The following is a 22,270-nucleotide window of genomic DNA, read 5'->3' as shown; positions in this document are numbered from 1 at the left end:
CGGGGCGGCGCCCCCGCACACGGCCGCCCGTGCGGCACCGCCCGCGGCCCGCTGCGCCCGTACCCCCCTCCGGCCCTCCGCGGTCCCGCGCGGGCGGGGGAGGGTCCCCCGCCCGCGCGTGCTCCCCGGGGCCGGGTCACTCCTCGTCGGACTCCTCTTCCTCCTCCTCGGCCTGCTCCTCCCCGTCGGAGTCCTCACCGATCCCGTCCACGATCTCGGACACCACGTAGCCCGCGGCCAGGCCGCCCACGACACCCGCGGCGGCCCCGCCGACGACGCCGAGCATGCCGCCGCCGCGCTCCTCTTCCTCCCCGTGGTAGTGCTCCCCGTAGCCGTGGTGCTGTCCGCCGAACAGCTCGCGGTGGCGCCGGAGCGACTCCTCGATCCAGGAGTCCAGCGTCCCCGCCCAGTCCAGGCGGTCGGCGTCGTCGTGCCCGACACGGAACCCGCTGTGCACCTCCCCGCCCTCGGAGAACATCCCGCCGCGGCGGTCGAACTCCACCACCGCCGACACGCCCTCCGGGTCGGGGACGAGCGCGATCTCGACCTCGCCGATCTCGTGGGCGTACCGCTCGGAGGGGTGGAACTCGAACTCCTGGAAGAACGGGTACTCCTGCGCCGTCCCCGCCAGGTAGCCGCCCTCCACACCGGTGGACCCGAGCCCGAACCCGAGCAGGGCCAGACCCTCCAGCACGCGCTCCTGCACGGGCAGCGGATGGACGTGCAGCCGGTCCAGGTCGCCCTTGTCGGAGGCGCCGTCGACGACGACCTCGGTGCGCAGGCCCACCAGGACGCCCGGCAGGGGCCCGCCCCCGGCCTCGGTGAGCGGCGTCTGCCACGGGATGCCGAAGGCGAAGGGGACGGACAGGGTCTCCCCGGCCGCCAACCGGACCCCCGAGGCCACCGGGACCCGGGCGAACTCCACGCCCTCGTGCTCGTCGCCGTCCTGGGCGCTGACGACCAGGGCCAGGACGATCTCCGCGATCTCGGCGTCCCCGTCCCCGCCGCTCAGCTCGACGCGCCCCTCCAGTGCGGAGCCGGGACGGGTGTGGGGGTTCTCGACGACGGTGTCGATGCTGAGCCCGCCGATGCCGAAGGCCGCGAGCAGACGTTTGAAGACCATGGATGTCCTTCCGGGAGGGCCGCGTGCGTGGGATCGCCCGCGGGCGCGGGCGCCGAACGGCTCGTCACGTCCTGCGAACGCGGGGCCTCCCGGCCCGGTTCCGCCGGGGGAGCGGAGTCTCCGGGGACCGCCGCTTCGGGGACGTCCCAAATGGGAACGGGGCGGCGGCCGGGGCGCGCGGACCACGCGCGACCCGGGCGCCGCCCCGTTCCCGTGCGGTGGGACGACGGTGGAGGAGCCGGACCGGAAACCGCGGCGCCCGGGGCCTTCCCGGACGGCCGTGCCGGCAGGAGGGCGGACGCGCCCCCGCGGACCCGGGGTTCCGGGCGCGGACCGGGTCCCGCCGGAGCGGCCGGCCGCCGGACGTGTCGGGCCGACGCCTACGCCCCGATCCGCTCACGCGTGCCGGCCGACCGGAGCAGGGCCTCCGTGCTCGCCTCCGGACGGAGGTCGAGCCGGCGCAGCAGCTGCGCGTTCAGGGCGACCACGACCGTCGACAGCGACATCAGCACAGCGCCCACGGCCATCGGCAGCACGAACCCGACGGGGGCGAGCACACCCGCGGCCAGCGGCACCGACACCAGGTTGTACCCGGCTGCCCACCACAGGTTCTGCCGCATCTTCCGGTACCCCGCCCGCGACAGCTCGATCACCGACAGGACCGAACGCGGGTCGTCACTGGCCAGGATCACCCCTGCCGAGGCGATCGCGACGTCGGTCCCCGCGCCGATCGCCAGACCGACGTCGGCCCGGGCGAGCGCCGGGGCGTCGTTGACGCCGTCCCCGACCATGACGACCTTGCGCCCCCCGTGCTGGAGCTCGGCGACCTTGGCCCCCTTGTCCTCGGGCCTGACACCGGCGAAGACCTGGTCGATGCCCAGCTCGGCGGCGACGGAGTTCGCGACCGCCTCGGCGTCCCCGGTGATCATGACGACCCTGATGCCGAGCGCGTGCAGGGCCTGCACCGCCTGCCGGGACTCCTCCCGGACCTCGTCGGCCAGGGCGAGCGCGCCGACGACCTCCCCGTCGGACAGCACGTGCAGGATGATCGCGCCCCGGTCCTTCCAGGTGTGCGCGACCGCCATCTCCTCGGCGCCGTGCGCCTCCAGCATGCCGGGACCGCCCACGTCGACCCTTCGGCCCCGGACGGTGCCGGAGACGCCCACGGCGGTGGAGGCGCGGAAGTCGGTGGCCCGGGGCACGTCGACGCCCCTGCGGCGCGCGGCGGCCACGACGGCCCTGGCGAGGGGGTGCTCGCTGTCGGCCTCCACGGCGGCGGCCAGGGCCAGGAGCTCGTCCTCGCCGAGCCCGGCGCCGGGGGCGATGTCGGTGACGGCGGGCTCGCCCTTGGTCAGGGTTCCGGTCTTGTCGAAGAGGACGGTGTCGGCGGTGCGCATGCTCTCCAGCGCCATGCGGTCCTTGACCAGGACGCCGCCCCTGGCGGCCCGCTCCGTGGCGATGGAGACCACCAGCGGGATGGCCAGCCCGAGGGCGTGGGGGCAGGCGATGACCAGCACGGTGATGGTGCGGACCAGGGCGTCCTCGGGCGCTCCGAGGAGCGACCAGGCGACGAGGGTGAGGACCGCCGCGCCCAGCGCGAACCAGAACAGCCAGGCCGCGGCCCTGTCCGCGAGGCGCTGCGCGCGCGACGAGGAGCTCTGGGCGTCGGAGACCAGGCGCTGGATGCCGGCGAGCGCGGTGTCCTCGCCCACGGCGGTGATCCGCACCCGCAGCGCCGTGTCCGTGGCGACGGTTCCGGCGACGACGTGGTCCCCGGGGCCCCGGCTGACGGGGCGGGACTCACCGGTGATCATCGACTCGTCGACGTCCGCGGTGCCCTCCGTGACCAGGCCGTCCGCGGGGACCCGCCCGCCGGGGCGGACGACGACCGTGTCACCGAGGACCAGGTCGGCGGGGGCGACGGTGACCACCTCGTCGCCGACGACCTTCTCCGCCTCGTCGGGCAGCAGCGCCGCCAGGGACTCCAGCGCGGACGAGGTCTGCGCCAGCGAGCGCATCTCGATCCAGTGTCCCAGGAGCATGATCACGACGAGGAGGGCCAGCTCCCACCAGAAGTCCAGCTCGTGGGAGAGGACGCCCAGGCTCGCCCCCCAGGAGGAGAAGAAGGCCACGGTGATGGCCAGGGCGATCAGCAGCATCATGCCCGGCCGGAGAGCCCTGATCTCGTCGACCGCGCCCGTCAGGAACGGGCGACCGCCCCAGAGGTACATGACGGTGCCGAGCACGGGTGAGACCCATCCGGCTCCGGGGAACTCCGGAACCGGGTAGCCCGCGATGGAGGCGAACATCGTGCTCAGGCCGACCGTGGGAACGGCCAGGACCAGCATGATCCAGAACAGCCGCCGGAACTGGCCCACGTGGTCGCCGTGGCCCGCGTGCCCGGAGTGCCCTCCGTGTTCGGAGTGGTCCGAGGGTCCCGCGTGTCCACTGTGGTCGGATCCGGGGCGCCCGCCCTGTCCGTGTCCCGCGGTAGCGGCGTCGTCCGGGTGGTCGGAGTGGTCCGCGCGGGGTGCGCGGTCGTCGGGGGCGGCGTGCCCGGTGTGTTCCGCGGGGCCTGTGCGGTCGTGGTGCGGGTCGTGTTCTCGCGGTGTCTCGTCCATGGCGCCCACGGTATACCCCTAGGGGGTATCTGACAAGGAAAGTGGTCCCTTGTTCCACTGTGTCGTTCCGGCCCGTGTCGTGTCGGAGGGGCCCGGGCCGGGCGGTCGTCCGGACCCCACGGCCTCCGCCCGCACGTCCCTCAGGGTCGGGGCCCGCGCCCCGCCGGGGCCGCCGTCCCGGCTCGCAGCCCCCGGAGGACCTGGCGCGGGGGCCGCGGCGCCGCCTGAGGCCGGGCCGAACCGATCGCCCCGTGCCCGGCGTCCTGCCTCTCCGAGGCCCACCGCCGTACCCCCTCGGTCCGGACGCCGTCCGCGGCGCCTGCCCGGGGCCGGGCGGGCGCCGCGGACGGGAGGGGCCGCGGCCCTCTCCGTTCTGCGCCGCGATCGCGTACCCGGCGCGGCGGCCGGGCGTCGGGCCCGGCCACGGGCGCGCGGTCGTCGGCGGCCCCGCCGCACCGCTGGCGCGCCCGGTCAGCGCGCAGGGCCGTCCGCACCGCCGGAGGGTCCCGGCCGCCGCTTGCGGAGCCGGCCGCACATGCCGAAGTGCCGCGGCCCGGGAAGCGGTTCGGTGCGCACCACGGCCGCCTCCGCCATGGCGCCGGGGTCGCCCCGCTCCAACGAGGCCAGCTGCCGCCGGGTCAGCTCCGCCTCACGCTCCACCCCCTCGCGCCAGATCTCCCGCCACGCCTCCACCCGAGGGCGGACGATCTCCGCCGCGAGCCGGTGGAACTCCCGGAGGGCCTCCCCGCCGTCCTCCCCGGCCGCGGCGACGAGTTCCAGGTACCCCTCCACGGCGAGGTCGCGCCGGGCCCGGGCCAGCGCCGCCCGCTCCTCCTCGGGGGCGTCCTGGGAGAGGCGGGCGGCGGCCTCGTAGGCCGCGTGGTCGGCCAGCACCGCGCGCGGGAAGGTGAAGACGGCGTCGCCCGCCTCCGGGAGGCCCGCGTTCTGCATGACCGTGGTGATCTCCAGCCCGCCGTGGTTGACCAGGCGGTGCACCGTGCCCGGACCGAACCACAGGACCGTCCCGGGGGCCAGGGCGTCGGCGGCGCTCCCCTCCGGGGTGACGGTGTGGACCTCTCCGCGGCCGGCGACCACGACGTACGCCTCGGAGGAGGCGGTGTGCATGTGGGGCGTGCCGCCGTGGAGCCCGTCCGCGGCCTCCCAGTCGTAGACCCGGAGGTTGCTGACGGCCGCCCCGCCGGGGAACCCCGGGGCGGCGCTCACGGCGCGAACTCCGCCGCGAGGGCACCGACCTCGTCGGAGGCGCACATCCGGTCGACGAACACCAGACGGTGGCGCAGGTCCAGGACGCCGCCCGGTTCGAGGACGACCGTCTCGTCGAAGGACGGCGAGGGGCTGAACACGGGGAACGGCTCGGAGCGCACGAACCACCGGATGGGCGCCGTGCCGCTCGACGTCCCCGCGAAGCAGAGGACGGTCGCCCCTCCGTCGATCTCGTCGTGCTGTCCGGTCAGGGCGATCCAGTCGGACCGGGTGCCCATGACGTCGCCCCCGGTGACCCCCGTCGCGCTCACCACGTCGCACCCCGTCCACGACCGCGGACCGCGCCAGAACAGCCCGGTGTAGCCCGCGGCGTCGCGGCCGTGCGTGGTGGGGCTGCCCAGTTCGAGGGCGCTGCCGCGCACGTTGGTCAGCGAGGTCGCGAAGTCCAGGGCCCAGATCCCCCGGGCGGGGTCCACGGCGTGGAAGCGGTGCGTGCGCCTCTCCCCGATCCACCGCTCGCCGGTCGAGGCCGTCCAGGAGAGGCTCTCGGTGAACGCGGCCTCGCCGTCGCCCTCGACCACGGCCTCGAAGCGCTCGTGGCGGATCGTCCCGGCGTTGTCGAGCCACTGGTAGCCGCTGCCGCGCACGAAGGTCGGCCCGCCCCAGAAGTTCTGCCCGGAGACGTGGGACCAGGTCATCTGCAGGCCCTTGTGCCAGCGGTGGTCCCACGGCCGCACGGCCGTCAGGGGAGCGCCGCCGAGGGTGCGGAGCGGGTGGAGGAAGGGTTTGGGGGCCTCGACCGCCGGGGCGTCGGGCCGCAGGACGTAGCGGGCGATCTCGGTTCCCGCCGCCGTGACGGTGAGCGTGTCGGGGTCTTTGGACAGGGTGATCGTGTCGGGCACTGGTCCTCGCCTCGGGTCAGGTGAGGGCTGCCGCGGCCCTGGCCGCGTCGCCCCCGTGCATGGAGTGGTAGAAGCTGTCGTCCGGGGTCAGGTCCCGGCGCCGCACCGTCCCGCCGAGGAAGGCCGACCGGTACATGCCCGCGACGAGTTCGAGGGCCCGGCGCCCGTCGTGGCCGCCGGCGCGGGGCCGTTCGCCGCGCTCCATCGCGTCGAGGAGCGCCGCGAGCTGGGTCCGGTGGGAACTCGGCACGTCCTCCTCCGGCTGCCAGGACGCGCCCGACCCGGCCCGCGCGGCGTGCGGCGCGGGGGTCCAGCGCCAGTGGGTGTTGTCGTAGCCGTAGAGGTGCTCCAGCTCGACCGTGGCGTCCTCGAAGTCGAAGCGCAGGTAGCTGGTCTCCCGGGGTGAGAGCAGGCTGTTGACGACGGAGAGCGTGGCGCCGGACTCCAGCCGCACGATCGCCGACGACACGTCCTCCGTCCGGGTGGACCGCGCGAGGGTGGACATCGAGGCCGTCACCTCGGACCAGTCGCCGAGCAGCGAGAGCGCGAGGTCCATCTGGTGGATGCCGTGGCCCATGCTCGGGCCCCCGCCCTCGGTCTCCCACCGGCCGCGCCAGGGGACCTCGAAGTAGGCCGGGTCCCGGTACCAGAGCGTGTGGCACACCCCGACGAGGGGGCGGCCGAGGGTGCCCTCGGCGATGTGGCGGCGCAAGCGCTCGGCGCCGGACCCGAAGCGGTGCTGGAACACGTAGCTGGCGAAGGGGCCGGCACCGTCCCCCTCGTGGGCGACGACCTCGTCGTACTCCGCGAGGGAGAGGGCGGGCGGCTTCTCGCACCACACCCAGGCCCCGGCGTCCAGGGCGGCGACGGCCGCGCCCTTGTGGGCGGAGGGCGGTGTGCAGACGATCACGAGGTCGGGGGACTCCGCCGCGAGCATGGCGTGGACGTCCGTGTACCTGCCGGGGACGCCGTGCTCGTCCGCCGCCGCCTCCACGCGTGCTCCGTCGAGGTCGGCCAGGGCGGTCACGTCCACCCGGCCGCCCATGGCGGCGAGGGCGGGGAGGTGCCTGCCGGTGGCTATCGCGCCGCTGCCGACGACGGCCACACGGATCGGGGGTCTGGAACCGGTCACGGGTGCTCCTGGGGGGTGGGAGAAATAGTGAACGTTCACTTTTTGTGGCACGGCCTAAGGTATGAGCGTTGGCGCCGCGCGTCAAGACCCTCCCCGCCCGCGAAAGAAGGCCAGATGTCCACGTCCGGGACGCCGCGTCGGCCCACCATCATGGAGGTCGCCCGCCTCGCGGGGGTCTCCCACCAGACCGTCTCCCGGTACCTGCGCTCCGAGGGCGGGCTCAAGGAGTCGACACGGGAGCGCGTGGGCGCCGCGGTCAGGGAGCTCGGCTACCGGCCCAACCTCATCGCGCGGTCGATGCGCACCCGGCGGACCGGGCGCCTCGCGGTCCTGCTGCCCGGCCTGGGCTCCTTCAGCCCCGACCGCATGCTCCTCGGGGCCATCGCCGCCGCGCGCGCGGCGGGGTTCGCCGTCGAGGTGCAGAGCGTGGACGGCGGTTCCGGCGCGCGCGCCGAACGGGTGCTCGAACTCGCCGACTCCGGGCAGGTGGAGGGCGTCCTGTCCCTGGCCCCGGTCGTCCGCGAGGGCGAACGGATGCCGGCCGGGGGAGTCCCCGTGGTCGTCTGCGCCGGGTACGACGACCAGATGCGCGGCATCGGCGAACTCGCGGACGGGTCGGTCGTCGCCGACCTCGTCGCGGGCCTGGCCGCGGCGGGGCACCGGCGGTTCCTGCACGTGTCGGGCTCGTTGCTGTTCGCCTCCGCCCGGGGGCGCAAGGAGACCTTCCTCCGGACGGTCGAGCGCCTCGGCCTGGAGTCCCACGGCGTGGTCGACGGCGACTGGTCGGCCGAATCCGGCCGCGACGCCGTGCGCTCCCTCGCCGAGGGCAGCGGGGTCACCGCGGTGATCGCGGCCAACGACGTGGTCGCCGCGGGGGTGGTCCGCGGAGCCCTCGAACGCGGCTGGGGCGTGCCGGACGACCTCAGCGTGACGGGATGGGACAACAACCCGGTGGGCGCCTACCTCTCCCCGGCGCTCACGACGGTCGACGTCGACCGGGAGCGGCTGGGCCGTGACGCCATGGAGCGACTGGTCGCCTCGGTCCGGGGGACCGAGCCCGAACTGTCGGACGGGCCGCTCAACAGGATCGTCTGGCGCGAGTCCACCGGTCCTGCTCCGCTGCGGCCCCGGTAGGGCCCCACCGGGGTCGCCGAGCGCCGAGCGCCGAGCGGCGCTGCGGGTCGGCGCTCGGCGGAGCCCTCCGGGCGGCTCCCGCTTCCGTCGTCCCCGCCGCGCGGCCGACCGCTCAGCGGAAGGCGGCGGCGTTCGCCGGGGCGCACCGCTCGAACGGGGCCGCCGGGGAGCCGGTGGCCGGTTCCACCGTGCCGTGGATCCGGAGCGGCCCGTCCGCCTCCGCGCCCCCGGGGAGGCCCGCGTTCGCGGCGTCGCGTGCGAGGTCGCGCGGCCGGTCCGGACCGCGTTCGGCCGGCTCCCTCGGGAGGACCCGTCCGATGTTCCCGGTGGCTCCGGTCACGGGGGCCACCGGTGCGCTCCTCGGGTGTTCCGGAAGACGCCGGAACCTCGACCTCCATCGAGACCGAGGGCGCCGCCGGGGCCCGCCGGAGCCCCGCGGGCATGGGCGGAGCCGCCCCGGGGCCGGGGCCGCTCGCCGGTACGCAAGGGGTGTCATGGGATGATCCGCTCGCACCTGCGATTTCTGTGTCTATTGGGACTCTTGGTGTGCATGTGATGAAAGCGGTTGTCTGAAGGGGGCTTCATGGGGGTCGGGCGGTCACCGGGACAGGCATGGCTGTGGCCGCTCCTGGCAAGCGTGGTGCTGACCCACACCGCCCTCAACCTCGCCCGGCCGCTCATCTCCTACCGGACCATCGCCATCGGCGGGGACGCGGTGGCGGTCGGCCTGGTCACGGCCGCGTACGCCCTGCTCCCCCTGCTCATCGCGGTCCCCCTGGGCCGGTCCACGGACCGCGCCCGGCGCACCGCCTGGATCGTCGGGCTGGGAGCGCTCATCCTGGCCGTCGGCTGCGTGTTCCTGGCGGTCACGACGGGCCTGGTCTCCCTCGCGGTCGCCAGCACGGTGGTCGGCGTGGGCCACCTGCTGTGCATGGTCGCGGGCCAGGGACTCATCGCGCGGTTCTCCCCGCCGGAGAACCTGGACCGCGACTTCGGCTGGTTCACGGCCGCCGCGTCGCTGGGCCAGCTCGCCGGCCCGCTGATCTCCGGCGCGGTCCTCGCCGACGCCTCCGGTCCGGCCCTGCTCTCCGCCACGTCGACGGCGCTCGTGATCGCCTGCGCCACCGCCGTCCTGGGCTTCCTGCCGATCCTCTTCCTGCTGCGCCTGCGCTCCCCGGCCCCCTCCGGGGGCGTCGCCCCCGGGCCCGTCCCGACCCTGTCCCTCCTGCGCAGGCCGGGTATGCCGTCCGCGCTCCTGGCCAGCCTGGCCCTGCTCTCGGCGGTGGACATCCTCACCGCGTACCTCCCGCTGATCGCCGAGAGCCGGGGCATCCCGCCCGTGCTCGTGGGGGTCCTGCTGAGCCTGCGGGCGGGAAGCTCCCTGCTCTCGCGGCTGATGCTCTCCCGGCTGCTCACGCGCTGGTCGCGCAAGCAGCTGATCGTGGCGAGCACCGCCGTGGCGGCGCTCGCCCTGGCGCTGGTCGCGGTGCCCGGCGGCGGGCCGGTCGCCCTGGGGGCCGTGCTCGTCGCGGGCGGGTTCCTGCTGGGGCTGGGGCAGCCCCTGACCATGGCGGAGGTCGCCACCGCGGCGCCGAAGCAGGCGAAGGGCGCGGCCCTGGCCCTGCGCATCTGGGGGAACCGGCTCGGCCAGGTGGCCATCCCCGCCGCCGCCGCGGCGATGGCGGGGACCGCCGGAGCGCCCGGGGCGCTGCTGTTCTCCGCCGCGGTCCTGCTGGCGGCGGCGGTCACGGCCGCCTGAGCGGGGGCCGCGACGGAAGCACGGCCCCGACCGGGTCGCCCCGTGCGGCACCGCCCTCGTACCTGCCGGGGACGGCCGGCGCGCGGCGGACGGAGCGCCTCCGCGCGTGCCGGCCGCCTCCGCCCGTGTACGCGAGGAGGCCCTCGCGCACCCGCGGGAACTCCCGGCGGACCGGACAGCGGTCGGCAGTGCCGTCCCGGTCCGCCGTCTATCCTTGTTGCCATGACCTCCCAGCCTTCGGAACCCTCTCCGCGCCCCGCCCCCACAGGAGGGCTCCGCGCCTCCCACGACGACCGGGAAGCGGTGGTGGAGCAGCTGCGCGACGCGGCGGCCGAGGGCCGCATCGACCTCGACGAGCTGGACTCGCGCCTGGAGCAGGCGCTGAGCTCCAAGACCCACGACGAGCTCGCCGCCCTGACCGCCGACCTGCCGAGGCCGGAGTCCGCCGTGGACCTGCCGCCGCTGGAGCTCAACGGCGGCATGCACGGCGCGTCCCGGGGCCCGGGGCACTGGGAGGTCCCCGGGCACGTGATCGCCCGCGGAGGCATGGGGGGCGTGAAGATCGACTTCTCCCGGGCCGAGTGCCGCCTCCGGGAGGTCGTGGTGGAGGCGTACGGGGAGGCGGGCGGCGTCACGGTCGTGATTCCCGACGGCTGGGCCGCGGAGACCGGCGGAATGGACCCCGGCTTCGGCGGCCTGAAGGACAAGACCGCTCCCGACCGGCTTCCGGGAACCCCCCTGATCCGCCTCACCGGTTCCGGCGGCATGGCGGGCGTGGTCGTCCGCCACCCCAACCGCTGGGAACGGCGCAAGCTGCAGGGCTGACCGGGGCCCGTGCCGGGCGACCGGTGCGGGACCCGGGTCCGCCGGCGGCCCTCGCGCCGTCGCGCCGTAGCGCCCGCGTGCCGCCGCCCGCCGTCCTGCCTCCCGCCGTCCTGCCTCCCACCGCCCTGTCGCGCGGGGCCCGGCGGCCCCGGAGGGGCCGGGACCGTTCGACCGCCGCGCGCGGGCAGCCCCGGCAGGTCCCGGGCCCGCCGACCGGCTGGTATCGTGCCGAACCCGCTGATCCCCCCGGAACCGGGCACGCGATCGGGACGTGCGCGGCGCAGCGGACCACCGAACCACCGGACCGGTGCGGCGGCGGCCCCACCGGGTCGCGCCCCGGCCGTTCCGGTGCGAGAGACGAGGGACGGGGCCGGCATGGCGGGCAGCGCGGAGGACCGGGTCGCCCCGGTCCCGGGGGAGGACGAGGCCCCCGAGGCGGGCAAGGCCCCGGGCCTGCTGGGGGAGGCGCTGGCGACCACCGTCCGCCTCCGGCGCCCCCTGTACGGCTCCGCCCTGGCCGTGACGGCCCTGGCCGCCTGCGGCGTGGCCGCGATCGCGGTCCTGGGCTTCGCCCTGACCTGGGACGCCTTCGAGCTCCTGCGGGAGCGCGTGCGGTCCAACCAGGAGGCGGAGGTCCCCCCGTTCTCCGCCACGGGCGACATCGACGTCGCGTTCACGCTGAACGGGATGCTCGTGGTGTCCCTGCTGCTCCTGCTCGCGGCCGCGGTCCTCACCCTGCTGTACACCGCGCACGCCGTCGCCGTGCGGGACGCCCCGCCCGGCCGCCGGACCCCGCCCGACGGCGGCCTGTGGCGGCGCGCTCGCCCGTACATGCTCCGCGTCCTCGCGACGCAGCTGGCCGTCGGGCTGTGCGTCGTCGTAGCCGTCCTGGCGGGGGCCTTCCTGTTCGACTCCCTGGCGAGCGACCTGATCCCCGGCATCGAGCGGCCGGGCGCCCCCTTCACCGGCTTCGGCGCGGCGGACTGGACGGTGGGCCTGGGCCTGCCCCTCGCCGCCGGGTGCGTGGGCCCCTACCTCGTGGTCCGCCTCTCCCTGGCCCCCTCCGCCGTGGTGTTCGAGGACGTCCGGACGGCGGGGGCGCTGCGCCGCTCGTGGAGGCTGACGGGCGGCGCGCGGGCGGGGACCCTCGGCCTCTGGCTGCTGATCGCGGCGGCCGTCGCGATCGCGTTCATGCTCCTCCTGGCCGCCGCCTCGCCCCTCGCCGCCCCGGCGGGGGAGGCCATGATGCGGCTCAGCGACGGGAACAGGTTCACCACCGCGACCCTGGTCCACTACCTCCCGGCCGCGATCGCGCTCGTCCTGCTCCCCCTGGCGGCCGTGCCGCCGGTGGGAGCCGCGCTCCCCGTGCTCTACGCGCGCCTGAGCGCCCGGGAGGAGGGGCGGCGAGCACCCGGGTCAGGAGTGTGAGGCCGCCCTCGCGCCTGCGCGCCGGCGAGGAGGGGCCAGGTCGCCGGACTCCACGGTGGTGCCGCCGCCCTCGCGCCTGCGTGCCCGCGAGGAGGGGCGGGCCCCGTGCCCGGTCCCGCCGCCACCGTCCTGAGGCCCTCGGAAGGGGGCCCGCTCCGGCGGCGGCGGAGCCGCCGGGACACCGGCCGGAACCGCCGCCGCCTCCGGACGGGCGCCGGGTCAGCGGAGCGCGGCCGCCCCGGCGGCGAGCCGGGTGACGCGCTCCCAGTCACCCTCCCGGACCGCGTCCGGCGGGGTGAGCCAGCTCCCGCCCACGCACGCCGCGTTGGGCGCCGCCAGGTAGTCGGGGGCGCTGTCGGCCGTGATCCCGCCCGTCGGGCAGAACACGACGTCGGGGACCGGCCCGGCCACCGCCCGGAGGAACCCCGGGCCCAGGACCGAGGCGGGGAAGGCCTTCTGCGCCAGGAACCCCTCCTCCCGGGCCGCCAGGACCTCGCTCACGGTCGCCACCCCGGGCAGGGCGGCGATCCCGCTCCGGGCGAGGTGCCGCAGCAGGCCCGGCGTGGTGCCCGGGGTGACGAGGAAGTCGGCCCCGGCCTCGACGGCGTCGTCCGCCTGGCGGGGCGTGAGCACCGTCCCGACCCCCACGAGCATGCCGGGCACCCCGCGGGCGACCGCGCGGACGGCGGCGAGGGCCCCGGGGGTGCGCAGGGTGAGCTCGACGACCCCCACGCCGCCCGCCAGGAGCGCCTCCGCCAGGGGGACGGCCCGGCCGGGGTCCTCGACCGTGACCACGGGGATGACCGGAGAGCGGTCCAGGACGGTTTCCGTCGGCGTCACAGCGCGATCTCCTTGCCCAGCGCGCGGGTGTCCGCGGAGTCGATGACCCCGTACCAGTGGGCCACGAGCCCGGTGAAGAGCCCGTCGGCGACGAGCTCCCCGGGGAAGATCCCCGCCTCCATCAGCCGGGGGACCACGTCCGCCGCGCGCCTGCGGTCGGGCAGCAGCCCGGCCAGGACGGCGGCGAGGGGGTCCTCCACCCGGGGGCCGGCCGCGGCGACGTGGTGCATCCAGGCCGCCACCGCCAGGGCGCTCCAGCGGGGCTCGCCTCCCCGGTCCAGCACCGCCCGGACCGTGGGGAGCAGGCGCGGCCCGAGCTTCTGGGAGCCGTCGGCCGCGACCTTGGCGGTCGTGTGGCCCAGGGCGGGGTTGGCGAACCGGGCCAGGACCGACTCCGCGTAGGCGGGGCCGTCGAGGCCGTCCGGCAGGCGCAGCGAGGGCAGGGCCTCCTCGTGGACGAGCCGGTGCGCCGCCTCCGCCGCGACGGGGTCCGCCGCGCACGCGGCGATGGTGCGGTGTCCGAGGGCGAGCCCCAGGTAGGCCAGCAGCGAGTGGCCGGCGTTGAGGACGCGGAGCTTGGCCTCCTCCCAGGGGCGGACGTCGCCGGTCAGGAGCGCCCCCGCGCGCTCCCACGGGGGCCGGGCCGCCGCGAAGCGGTCCTCGACCACCCACTGGCGGAAGGGCTCGGCGATCACGGCGGCCTCGTCGCGCAGGCCCAGGGCCCCCTCGACCAGGTCGAGGTCCTCCGCCGTGGTCGCCGGGACCATCCGGTCGACCATCGTGTCGGGGAAGGAGACCGACTCCGCCGTCCAGGCCCGCAGCCGCTCGCCCTCGGCCCCGGGCAGGGCGTCGGCGAAGTCCGCGACCAGCGACCCCAGGCGGTCCCCGTTCCCGGACAGGTTGTCGCAGGAGACCACGGAGACCGGGCCGGCGTCGCGGAGCATGCGCAGCTGGAGGCCCCGCGCGATCCGGCCGACCGCGGTGAGCGGGGGAGCGCCCTCCAGGTCCGCGCGCACCGCCGGGTCCCGCACGTCCAGGCGCCCGGTAAGGGGGTCGGCCCGGTAGCCCTTCTCGGTGACGGTGAGGGTCACGACCCGGGTGCCCGGGGCCGCGATGCGCTCCACCACCGCCAGGGGGTCGCGCGGCCCGGCGAGCGTCTCGGTGACGGCGGAGACCACGCGGGAGGCCCCGCTCCCCGGGCCGCGCTCCGTGACGGTGAACAGCCCGTCCTGCGGGGCCATCTGCTCCCACACGCGCGCCGAGCGCCCGGTCACCGCGCTGATCCCCCAGGAGGTGTCCCCGGTGGCCAGCACGGCGTCCTCGGTGTAGACGGCCGTGTGGGCGCGGAAGAAGGCCCCCGCGCCGAGGTGGACCACCCCGGTGCGCAGGGCGCCGCGGTCCAGGGACGGGGAGCGCCCGGAGCGGACGAGCGAGGCCGGTGTGAGCCTGTTCATCGCCGTGCTCCCGTCCGCGCGGCGTGGGCGCGCGCCTGCTCCAGGGTGGGCAGCAGCCCCGTCCCGCCGCGGCCGCCCACGTTGAGGCTGGCGGCGGCCGCGGCGAGCCGGGCGGCGTCCGCGAACCCGTCGCCCAGGACCATGCGCGCGGCCAGGGTTCCCAGGAACGCGTCCCCGGCGCCGGTCTGGTCCAGGACCACGGGCGCCGGGACCGCGTCGACCCAGGTCTCGCCCTCCGCGGTGGCCAGGTGCACGCCGCGCGAGCCGCACGTCACCGCGACGTGCCGGGTCCCCGCCTCCAGGAGGCGCCGGGCGGCCTCCGCCGGGGAGCCGCTCCGCAGCAGGGACGAGGTCTCCCCCGGATGGGAGGGGGTGACGAGGTGGGCGAGGGGCGCGAACTCGGCCAGGACCGCGGCCGCGGCCTCCCGCGTGGTCAGCGCCGGCCGGTGGTTGGGGTCGAACACGAACCTGCGGGCCAGGCGCGCCGCGGCCCGGACGGCCTCGTGCGCGCTCCCGGAGACGGCGCAGGCGATGCCCGAGGCCACGACCGCCCCGGCGGCGGACAGGGCCTGTTCGTCCAGGTCGGCGGGGCACAGCGTCGATCCGACGCTCCCGCTGCGGGCGTAGGAGAACGCCCGCTCCCCCTCGGGGTCGCTGTGGACCAGGTAGACGCCCTGCTGTCCGGGGCGGAAGCGCAGCAGCGCCGTGGAGACCCCCAGTTCGGCGACGCGGTCGGCGATCGACCGCCCCAGGGGGTCGTCGGTCAGGACCGCGGCCAGGCCGGTCCGGGCGCCGGCCCGGGCGGCCGCCGCGGCGACGTTGAGGGCGTCGCCGGACACCCCGAGGCGTGCGGGGATCCCGTGGGCCACCGGTTCGTCGGTGGCCACCTCCAGGAGGATCTCCCCCAGGACGACGACGTCGAGTCCGTGAGCGCTCACCAGTCGTGCACCGTTCCGTCCAGACGCCGGTTGACCGGCAGGTACCGGGGGTCGTAGGGGTGGCGGGAGGCCGCCTCCTCGTCGAACTCCACGCCGAGGCCCGGCGCCTCGCCCGGGTGCATGTACCCGTCGGAGAAGGTGTAGCCGGTGCGGAACACCTCCTCGTGTGGCCCCGTGTGGCCCATGTACTCCTGGATGCCGAAGTTGGGGATGCTCAGGTCGACGTGCAGCGCCGCCGCCATGGCGACCGGCGACAGGTCCCCGGCGCCGTGGGACCCCGACCGCACCCCGTACAGGTCCGCCAGCGAGAACACGCGGCGCAGGTGGGTGATGCCCCCGGTGTGGGAGACCGAGGTGCGGATGTAGTCGATGAGCCGTTCGGTGATCAGCTGCTGGCAGTCCCAGACCGAGTTGAAGACCTCGCCGACCGCGACGGGGGTGGTGGTGTGCTGCCGGATCAGGCGGAAGGCCGACTGGTCCTCCGCCGGCGTCGGGTCCTCGATCCAGAACGGCCGGTAGGGTTCGAGCGCCGCGCCCAGGCGGCCCGCCTCGATCGGGCTGAGCCGGTGGTGGACGTCGTGGAGCACGTGCACGCCGTAGCCGAACTCCTCGCGGACGTGCCGGAGCATCTCCGGCGCGAAGTCGAGGTAGAGCGAGGTCTCCCAGGAGTCCTCCTGGGGCCGGTTGGCGTTGGCGGGCTCGTACACCCGGCCGCCGGCCCCCGCGATGCCGTAGGTCTTGTCCAGGCCCGGCACCGCCGACTGGACGCGGATCGCCTTGTACCCCAGGTCGAGGTGGCGCTGGAAGTCCTGGGACAGGTCCTCGAGCGAGGAGCCGCTGGCGTGGCCGTAGACCATGACGCCGTCGCGTGCGGCGCCGCCGAGCAGCTGGTAGACGGGCATCCCGGCGGCCTTGCCCTTGATGTCCCACAGGGCCACGTCCACGGCCGCGATCGCGGTCATCGTGACCGGGCCGCGCCGCCAGTAGGCGCCCTTGTAGAGGTACTGCCAGGTGTCCTCGATGCGGCGCGCGTCGCGGCCGATGAGGAGCGGGCACAGGTGGTCGCGCAGGTAGGAGGCGACCGACAGCTCGCGCCCGTTCAGGGTGGCGTCGCCGACGCCGGTGACGCCGTCCTCGGTCTCGATGACCAGGGTGACGTAGTTGCGGCCGGGTGAGGAGACGACGACGCGCGCGTCCGTGATCTTCACAGGTGGTCCTTCCGGGGGTGTGCGGGGTCGGTGGGGTCGGGGTCCGGGCCGAACCGCAGCATGACCTTGCTGCTTCCCGAGGCGGGGTCGGCGGCGACCCGCATCGCCTCCTCGGCGCGGCCCAGGGGGAAAGTGTGGGTCATCAGCGGGCGGACGTCGAGGCCCTCGGCCATCGCGGTGAGGGCGTCGTCGATCTCGTGGGAGAAGCGGTAGGAGCCCTTCCACGTGATCTCCCTGGTGACGAGGTCGCCCAGGACCGCGGCGGCCTCCGTGCCGGGGAGGTTGCCCACCTGGACGACCGTCCCGCCCCGGGCGGTCGAGCGCAGCACGGGGCCGAGCGCCCCCGGCGCCCCGGACGCCTCGATGACGATCTCGGCGTCCTCGGGGAGCGGCTCGCCGAGCGAGACGTCGCGGAGCCCGTCCGCGCCCATGGCCCGGGCGACCGCCAGCGACGCGGGACTGATGTCGGCCACGGTGACCCGTCCGGCCCCGGCGTGCTTGAGGGCCGCGGCCACGAGGCAGCCGATGGGCCCGGCGCCGTTCACGGTGACCTCCCTGCCGGCGACGTCCCCGGCGCGGGACACGGCGTGCAGGGCCACGGCCAGGGGCTCGGCCAGAGCCCCCTCGCGGGTGCCGACCCCCGCGGGGAGGGGGCGCAGCTGCTCGGCGCGCACCGCCCTGAACTCGCTGAAGCCGCCGTCGGTGTGCGGGTGGAAGGCGGCCGATCCGAAGTACCGCACCCGCGGGTACAGGTTGGTGCGCCCGGCCAGCCTCTCGGGCATGCGCCCGTCGCCGACGAGTTCGGCCGGGTGCACGGTGACGGGCAGGCCCTCCTCGACGCCGCTCACGCCGGGGCCGACCCGGGCGACGCGTCCGGCGATCTCGTGTCCCAGGACCAGGGGGTCGCGCAGGACGGCGGTGCCGGAGCGCCCGTGGCGCCAGTAGGCGAGGTCGGACCCGCAGATCCCGCCCCATTCGACGGCGACGACCACGTGCCCCTCCGGGGCGACGGGGTCGGGGCGCTCGTCGACCCGCAGGTCTCCGGCCCCGTGGACGGTCACGGCCCTCATACGGCGTCCTCCAGTCGGACCAGGTCGCGTCCGCGCACCTCGGGCATGAGGTACGTGGAGACGAGCGTGATCAGCGAGTAGGCGATGATCATGGCGGCCAGGGGCCACCAGGACCCGGTCACGGCGGTGAGCGTCGCGGCGAGCACCGGGCCGATGGCCGTGGCGAGGACGCCCCCGATCTCCTTGGCCAGGGCCAGCTGGGTGAAGCGGGTGCGCGCCCCGAACAGCTCGGCCATGGTGACGCTCTCCACGGAGAACAGGCCGAGGACCGAGAGGTTGAGCCCGACGACCATCGCGACGGTCACGAGGACGACGTCGCCGGAGTTGATCATCAGCATCATGGGCACGGCGAACAGCATGCTCGCGACGGTGAGGCAGAAGTAGAGGGGGCGGCGGCCGAAGCGGTCGCCCAGCACGCCGACCAGGGGGACGGTGACGAAGCCGAGCAGGGAGCCGTACACGATGGCGGAGGTGCCGACCGAGCCGTCCATCAGCAGGGTGGCGCTCAGGTAGCCGACCAGGAACGTCTGCACGATGCCGGAGTTGCCCGCCTGGCCGAAGCGCAGGCCCAGGGCGATCAGGAAGGCGCGGCCCTTGCGCTGGTGGAGGGCGGCCTCCAGGCTGCTCCTGTCCTTCTCGACGGCGGTGGCCGCGAGTTCCTCGCGGGTCATGGCCACACCGTCGACGATGTCCTCGCGCTGCTCGAAGACGGGGCTCTCCTTGACGGAGTGGCGGATCCACAGGGCCAGGAGCAGGAGGAGGGAGCTGGCCAGGAACGGGATGCGCCAGCCCCAGGCCAGCAGTTCGGCCTCGGAGAGGGCGAACACCAGGACGGCCCAGATCGCCGAGGCGGCCAGGGTTCCGGAGTTGGTCCCCAGGCACACCAGGGAGGCGATGAACCCGCGCCGCCGGGCGGGCGCGTACTCCGCGAGCATCACCGTGGCGCCCGCGATCTCGGCGCCCGCGCCGAAGCCCTGCGCCAGCCGCAGGCACACGAGCATGATCGGGGCCAGGAGCCCCACCTGCTGGTAGGTCGGCAGGGCGCCGATCAGCGTGGTGGAGACGCCCATGAGCGCGACGGTGATGAACAGGACCTTCTTCGGCCCCAGGCGGTCGCCCATCCGGCCGAAGTAGACCGCGCCGGCGAGGCGGGCGACGTACCCGACGCCGTAGGTGCCCATCGCCGCGATCAGGCCGACCGCCGGGTTGAGGTCGGGGAAGAAGATCTGGTTGAAGACCAGGGCCGCGGCCAGGGAGTAGAGCTGGAAGTCCATGAACTCCATGGCTGTGCCCAGCCATCCGGAGACCGAGGCCTTCGTGAGGTCCCGTGTGCTGCGTTCGCCCTGCCCCACGGGGGTGGGAGGCGCCTGTTCGGTCATGGGAGGTTCCTTCGTCGGGCGGCTTCGACCTGCGGTGACATCGCCGGGAAACCGGGTGTGAACGTCGTGGCAACTGGCATACAAGCACTGGTATACCAGTGGAGTCAATGGCGGTAGACTTCCGGACATGGCTGACGACACCCGATCCGGGGGACCACTGCTGTCCGCGCGGGACCGCACCTTGGACACCCTCCGTCGCGCGGTCATCACCCTGGAGCTCAAGCCCGGGGCGCCGCTGTCCGAGAACGAGCTCGCCGCCGAGCTCGCGGTGAGCCGCACGCCCGTGCGCGAGAGCCTCATCCTCCTGCGGGAGGAGGGCCTGGTGGAGGTGTACCCGCAGGTCGGGAGCTTCGTCTCGCTCGTGGACCCCGAACGCGTCGCCCAGGCGCAGTTCATCCGGGAGGCGATCGAGTGCACCTCCCTCGCCCAGGCGCGGCCCCCCTTCTCGCCCGAGCACATCGCCGACCTGCGGGCCAACCTGCGGACGCAGCGCGACGCCGAGGCCGCGGGGGACCACGACCGGTTCTTCGAGCTGGACGAGGAGTTCCACCGGGCCCTCCTGGCCCTGGCCGGGCACGAGAGCGCCTGGGGGACGGTGAACGCGGCCAAGGCCCACCTGGACCGCGCGCGCAGGCTGAGCCTGATCGACACCCGGCCGATGGGGGTGCTCGCCGAGCAGCACACGCAGGTGGTGGACGCGATCGAGGCGGGCGACCTCGACGACGCGGTCCGGGCGCTCCGCTCGCATCTGCGCGCCGTCTTCGAGGACGTCGAGCGCATCCGGGCGGTCTCGCCCGAGTACTTCTCGGACGGGCGCCCCCGGCGCCCGGTCCGGCGGACCGTGTCCTCGCTGAAGTAGGAGCGCCCCCTCCGGCGCGGGCCGCCGGAGGACGCGAACCGTCCCCGACCCGCTGCCGCGCCGCGCCCCCGGCGCCCGGTCCGCGCGACCGCACGGCATCCCCGTCCGGAGCGGCCCGCGCCCGCCGCGCCCCGGCCCGCGGGGGTCCCGCGCCCCGGGAGCGGGTACGCGGAAGGGGACGGATCCCCGAGCCGGTGACCGGTCGCGGGCCCGGCGGACGCGGGCAGTAGGTTGGCGGTGACGAGGCGGGGCCGCGTGGGAGCGGCGGTCGACGGGAGCGGTCCATGGAACTGGCGAAGGTGCACCCCGAACTGCGGCAGGCGGTGAAGAGGGTGCCCGCCCTGCCCCTGCACCGGCCCCGGCTGCGCAACCTGCTCAGGGCGGCCCAGCGCGGCCTCGGCCGCGACGCGGTCGTCGACGGCGTGCGGTTCCGGGACCTGTCCGAGGACGGTGTCGACGTGCGCGTCTACGAGCCGGAGGCCGGCGCGTCCGGCGCCGGGCTGCTGTGGATCCACGGCGGGGGGCTGGTCATCGGCCAGCCCTCGCAGGACGACCGGTTCTGCTCCACCGCCGCGCGAGACACGGGCCTGGTCGTGGTCTCGGTCGACTACCGGCTCGCGCCGGAGCACCCCTTCCCGGCCGCGGCCGACGACTGCGTCGCCGCCTGGGACTGGTTCCAGCGCTCGTGCGAACGGTTCGGGGTGGACGCGGACCGGATCGTCGTCGGCGGGCAGAGCGCGGGCGGCGGACTCGCCGCGTGCCTGGTGCAGAGGCTCCACGACCGCGGCGGGGTCCAGCCCCGCGCGCAGCTGCTCGGCTGCCCGATGCTCGACGACCGGACCGCGGCCCGGACCGAGCTGGACGGCGAGCGGCACTGGGTCTGGAACAACCGCCTGAACCGGTTCGGCTGGCACGCCTACCTGGGCCGGGAGCCGGGGGGCGAGGCCGAGCCCTACGCCGCGGCCGCCCGGCGCGACGACCTCCGGGGCCTGCCCCCGGCGTGGATCGGCGTGGGCGACATCGACCTGTTCTTCGAGGAGGCCACCGGCTACGCGCGCCGGTTGCGCGAGGCGGGGGTGGACTGCGAGCTGGAGGTCGCCCCCGGCGCGCCCCACGGCTTCGAGGCCTGGGCGCCCGACGCCCCCGTGTCCGAGGACTTCTCCCGCCGGAGCAGGGGATGGCTCGCCCGGGTGGTCTCGGCCGGGAACGCGTAGCGCGCTCCGGCCCCCGAGCGCGAGGGCCCGCGGTCCCGGCTCCGCCGCCGGGGCCGCCCACGGGTGGTCCGGGGCCGCCGTCGGCCTCCGCCCGGCCTCCGTCACGGCCGGGAGCCACGGGGCCGCCGGACCGATCCGCCGGCCTCCCGTGTTGTGGCCGGATTCCGGCCGCAACCCCTCGTACCGTGCGAGGCGAACCGCGACCCCGCGGAACACGAGTACGAGGAGACACCTGATGCGCATCGCCGTGACCACCCCCACCGGTACCGTGGGCCGCCACGTCGTCAACGGCCTCGTCCGGGCCGGAGCGCGCCCGCTGCTGCTCATGCGCGACCCCGCCCGCCTCGACCCGGCCCTCGCCGGCCTGGTGGACCCGGTCGCCGTGGACCAGGGCGACGGGGCCGCGGTCGTGGCCGCGACCGCGGGCGTCGACACCCTGTTCTGGGTCGATCCGCCCACCCCCACCGACGACCCGGTCGCCGCGTACGCCCGCTTCGGCGCGCACGCCGCGCGCGCCGTCACCGCCAACGGGATCCGCCGCGTCGTCTTCCTGAGCAGCGTGGGCGCGGAGCGCCGCTCGGGCGCGGGGGAGATCGACGGGCTGGCCCGCACCGAGCAGCTGCTGGACGACACCGGCGCGGACGTGGTGCACCTCAGGTGCGGCTTCTTCTTCAGCAACCTGCTGATGGAGCTGGACTCCATCCGGTCCGGCGCCATCCGGGTCGTGCTGCCGGTGGACCACCCGATGCCGTGGGTCGCGCCGCGCGACATCGCCGAGGTGGCCGTGGGCCGCCTCCTCAACCCCGGGTGGACCGGCCGGGTCGTCCAGGCCGTGCACGGCCCCGCCGACCTGTCCTGGGAGCAGGCCGCGGCGGTCGTCGCCGACGTCACCGGCCGTCCCGTGCGGGCGGAGCGCATCGCCGACGAGCGGATGCGCGACACCCTCGCCGGGGCGGGCCTGGGCCCCGGCCTGGTCGAGGCGGTGATGGGCATGTCCACCGGGCTGCGCGACGGCTTCAGGCCGGAGCAGTCGCGTACCGCGGCGACCACGACGCCGACCACCCTGGCCGCGTGGTGCCAGGACGAGCTGCGCCCCCTCCTCTGAGGGGACCGTGCTGATCGCGCCCCCGAAGGACGGCGGGGGCGCGCCCGGGACCGCG

Annotated in this window: 19 protein-coding genes; 7 read left to right on the top strand and 12 right to left on the bottom strand. The window is 75.8% G+C overall.

The features are described from left to right. Positions 1 to 136: 136 nt before the first annotated feature. The 5 genes from ACQPYD_RS23165 to ACQPYD_RS23145 all read right to left on the bottom strand — a co-directional run bounded on the left by ACQPYD_RS23165 (position 137) and on the right by ACQPYD_RS23145 (position 7,002). Positions 137 to 1,123 (bottom strand): sporulation protein, encoded by a 987-nt coding sequence (locus ACQPYD_RS23165; RefSeq protein WP_433697671.1) that lies wholly within the window; start codon positions 1,121 to 1,123, stop codon positions 137 to 139. 380 nt (positions 1,124 to 1,503) lie between these two features. Continuing rightward, positions 1,504 to 3,744 (bottom strand): heavy metal translocating P-type ATPase, encoded by a 2,241-nt coding sequence (locus tag ACQPYD_RS23160; RefSeq protein ID WP_433697670.1) that lies wholly within the window; start codon positions 3,742 to 3,744, stop codon positions 1,504 to 1,506. 471 nt (positions 3,745 to 4,215) lie between these two features. Then, a complete protein-coding gene (locus ACQPYD_RS23155) occupies positions 4,216 to 4,968 on the bottom strand; it encodes a cupin domain-containing protein (protein ID WP_433697669.1) in 753 nt (250 codons plus the stop codon). Beyond that, on the bottom strand, positions 4,965 to 5,870 hold the full coding sequence (locus ACQPYD_RS23150; RefSeq protein WP_433697668.1) for a PmoA family protein: 906 nt from the start codon (positions 5,868 to 5,870) through the stop codon (positions 4,965 to 4,967). Before ACQPYD_RS23150 ends, ACQPYD_RS23155 begins: the two co-directional genes overlap by 4 nt. A gap of 16 nt (positions 5,871 to 5,886) precedes the next feature. After that, positions 5,887 to 7,002: a Gfo/Idh/MocA family protein gene (locus ACQPYD_RS23145; protein ID WP_433697667.1), complete on the bottom strand. Its 1,116-nt coding sequence runs from the start codon at positions 7,000 to 7,002 to the stop codon at positions 5,887 to 5,889. Positions 7,003 to 7,116: 114 nt separating this feature from the next. On the opposite strand from ACQPYD_RS23145, the gene ACQPYD_RS23140 reads away from it, so the two are divergent. Beyond that, positions 7,117 to 8,136 carry a LacI family DNA-binding transcriptional regulator gene (locus tag ACQPYD_RS23140; RefSeq protein ID WP_433697666.1) on the top strand — a complete coding sequence of 340 codons (1,020 nt, stop codon included), beginning with the start codon at positions 7,117 to 7,119 and terminating at the stop codon, positions 8,134 to 8,136. Positions 8,137 to 8,248: 112 nt separating this feature from the next. Here ACQPYD_RS23140 and ACQPYD_RS23135 read toward each other — a convergent pair whose 3' ends face one another. After that, on the bottom strand, positions 8,249 to 8,485 hold the full coding sequence (locus ACQPYD_RS23135) for a hypothetical protein (RefSeq protein WP_433697665.1): 237 nt from the start codon (positions 8,483 to 8,485) through the stop codon (positions 8,249 to 8,251). 234 nt (positions 8,486 to 8,719) lie between these two features. Between ACQPYD_RS23135 and ACQPYD_RS23130 the strand changes: the two genes are divergently transcribed. The 3 genes from ACQPYD_RS23130 to ACQPYD_RS23120 all read left to right on the top strand — a co-directional run bounded on the left by ACQPYD_RS23130 (position 8,720) and on the right by ACQPYD_RS23120 (position 12,148). Beyond that, positions 8,720 to 9,895: an MFS transporter gene (locus ACQPYD_RS23130; protein ID WP_433697664.1), complete on the top strand. Its 1,176-nt coding sequence runs from the start codon at positions 8,720 to 8,722 to the stop codon at positions 9,893 to 9,895. A 222-nt stretch (positions 9,896 to 10,117) separates the two neighbouring features. After that, on the top strand, positions 10,118 to 10,720 hold the full coding sequence (locus ACQPYD_RS23125; protein ID WP_433697663.1) for a DUF1707 SHOCT-like domain-containing protein: 603 nt from the start codon (positions 10,118 to 10,120) through the stop codon (positions 10,718 to 10,720). Positions 10,721 to 11,095: 375 nt separating this feature from the next. Beyond that, the gene (locus ACQPYD_RS23120) at positions 11,096 to 12,148 is read left to right on the top strand and encodes a hypothetical protein (RefSeq protein ID WP_433697662.1); all 1,053 of its coding nucleotides are present in this window, start codon (positions 11,096 to 11,098) and stop codon (positions 12,146 to 12,148) included. 219 nt (positions 12,149 to 12,367) lie between these two features. Here the strand turns inward: ACQPYD_RS23120 and ACQPYD_RS23115 are convergent, their stop codons facing one another. The 6 genes from ACQPYD_RS23115 to ACQPYD_RS23090 are packed head-to-tail and all read right to left on the bottom strand — an operon-like array spanning position 12,368 to position 19,037. After that, positions 12,368 to 12,988 (bottom strand): bifunctional 4-hydroxy-2-oxoglutarate aldolase/2-dehydro-3-deoxy-phosphogluconate aldolase, encoded by a 621-nt coding sequence (locus ACQPYD_RS23115; RefSeq protein WP_433697661.1) that lies wholly within the window; start codon positions 12,986 to 12,988, stop codon positions 12,368 to 12,370. Continuing rightward, positions 12,985 to 14,442 (bottom strand): mannitol dehydrogenase family protein, encoded by a 1,458-nt coding sequence (locus ACQPYD_RS23110; RefSeq protein WP_433697660.1) that lies wholly within the window; start codon positions 14,440 to 14,442, stop codon positions 12,985 to 12,987. The genes ACQPYD_RS23115 and ACQPYD_RS23110 overlap by 4 nt, the downstream gene beginning before the upstream one ends. Next, complete coding sequence (locus tag ACQPYD_RS23105) at positions 14,439 to 15,380, bottom strand: PfkB family carbohydrate kinase (protein ID WP_433697659.1); 942 nt, start codon at positions 15,378 to 15,380, stop codon at positions 14,439 to 14,441. The genes ACQPYD_RS23110 and ACQPYD_RS23105 overlap by 4 nt, the downstream gene beginning before the upstream one ends. Beyond that, positions 15,377 to 16,588 carry a D-mannonate dehydratase ManD gene (manD, locus tag ACQPYD_RS23100; RefSeq protein WP_433697658.1) on the bottom strand — a complete coding sequence of 404 codons (1,212 nt, stop codon included), beginning with the start codon at positions 16,586 to 16,588 and terminating at the stop codon, positions 15,377 to 15,379. Before manD ends, ACQPYD_RS23105 begins: the two co-directional genes overlap by 4 nt. Next, entirely contained in the window at positions 16,585 to 17,658 is a 1,074-nt protein-coding gene (locus ACQPYD_RS23095) for an L-idonate 5-dehydrogenase (protein ID WP_433697657.1), read from the bottom strand. The genes manD and ACQPYD_RS23095 overlap by 4 nt, the downstream gene beginning before the upstream one ends. Beyond that, the gene (locus ACQPYD_RS23090; RefSeq protein WP_433697656.1) at positions 17,655 to 19,037 is read right to left on the bottom strand and encodes an MFS transporter; all 1,383 of its coding nucleotides are present in this window, start codon (positions 19,035 to 19,037) and stop codon (positions 17,655 to 17,657) included. Before ACQPYD_RS23090 ends, ACQPYD_RS23095 begins: the two co-directional genes overlap by 4 nt. Before the next feature lie 127 nt (positions 19,038 to 19,164). Here ACQPYD_RS23090 and ACQPYD_RS23085 point away from each other — a divergent pair, with 127 nt between their 5' ends. The 3 genes from ACQPYD_RS23085 (at position 19,165) to ACQPYD_RS23075 (ending at position 22,215) form a co-directional block, all read left to right on the top strand. Continuing rightward, positions 19,165 to 19,896 carry a GntR family transcriptional regulator gene (locus ACQPYD_RS23085; protein WP_433697655.1) on the top strand — a complete coding sequence of 244 codons (732 nt, stop codon included), beginning with the start codon at positions 19,165 to 19,167 and terminating at the stop codon, positions 19,894 to 19,896. Positions 19,897 to 20,180: 284 nt separating this feature from the next. Continuing rightward, on the top strand, positions 20,181 to 21,110 hold the full coding sequence (locus ACQPYD_RS23080; RefSeq protein ID WP_433697654.1) for an alpha/beta hydrolase: 930 nt from the start codon (positions 20,181 to 20,183) through the stop codon (positions 21,108 to 21,110). 235 nt (positions 21,111 to 21,345) lie between these two features. Next, positions 21,346 to 22,215 (top strand): NAD(P)H-binding protein, encoded by an 870-nt coding sequence (locus ACQPYD_RS23075; RefSeq protein WP_433697653.1) that lies wholly within the window; start codon positions 21,346 to 21,348, stop codon positions 22,213 to 22,215. The last annotated feature ends 55 nt before the right edge of the window (positions 22,216 to 22,270 follow it).

It is taken from the genome of Nocardiopsis sp. CA-288880 (assembly GCF_050955985.1).
In the GTDB taxonomy this organism is placed as follows: domain Bacteria; phylum Actinomycetota; class Actinomycetes; order Streptosporangiales; family Streptosporangiaceae; genus Nocardiopsis; species Nocardiopsis tropica.
The sequence above is the reverse complement of the archived record's forward strand: the minus strand, read 5'-3'. Positions and strand labels throughout refer to the sequence as shown.